Annotated in this window: 1 protein-coding gene; it reads right to left on the bottom strand. The window is 68.8% G+C overall.

The features are described from left to right. Positions 1–86: 86 nt before the first annotated feature. On the bottom strand, positions 87–426 hold a 340-nt coding region (locus EN852_RS35375), incomplete at its 5' end, for a CapA family protein (RefSeq protein WP_189546369.1).

Genomic DNA, 426 nt, shown 5'->3' on the forward strand with positions numbered 1-426 from the left:
TTCCATGGCCCCCCCCGGCCGCCGCTGAGATGGGCTATGATAACGGCTTTCGCGCGAAAGTCGCCTGCACCGGCGGCAATCGGCGGCTAGTTCCCTGAAATCGGGAAAATCGCCTCCAGCCGGGCCGCAAACCGCTGCTTGAGCACGCCGTCGAGCGCCTCCGCCGCCGCCAGCCGCTCATGACTGCCCGCTCGCAGCCGCATGAAGAAATGCATCCTGTAGGCGGCGATGGCGCCGCGCGTGGCGGGATCGGCGCTGAGGTCGACAACGAATATCGAGCCGATGCGCGCCGGCCATGGCAGCCTGGCCAAGGCCGTGCCGAGGAAATCGCCGAGCCCATAGGCGACGAGGCTGTCGCCGACCCGTTCGACGGGCTGCACGACATGGGCGTGATGCCCGACGATCAGCCCGGCGCCCGTATCCGCC

The sequence above is a fragment of the Mesorhizobium sp. M2E.F.Ca.ET.209.01.1.1 genome, assembly GCF_004010375.2.
Taxonomy (GTDB): domain Bacteria; phylum Pseudomonadota; class Alphaproteobacteria; order Rhizobiales; family Rhizobiaceae; genus Mesorhizobium.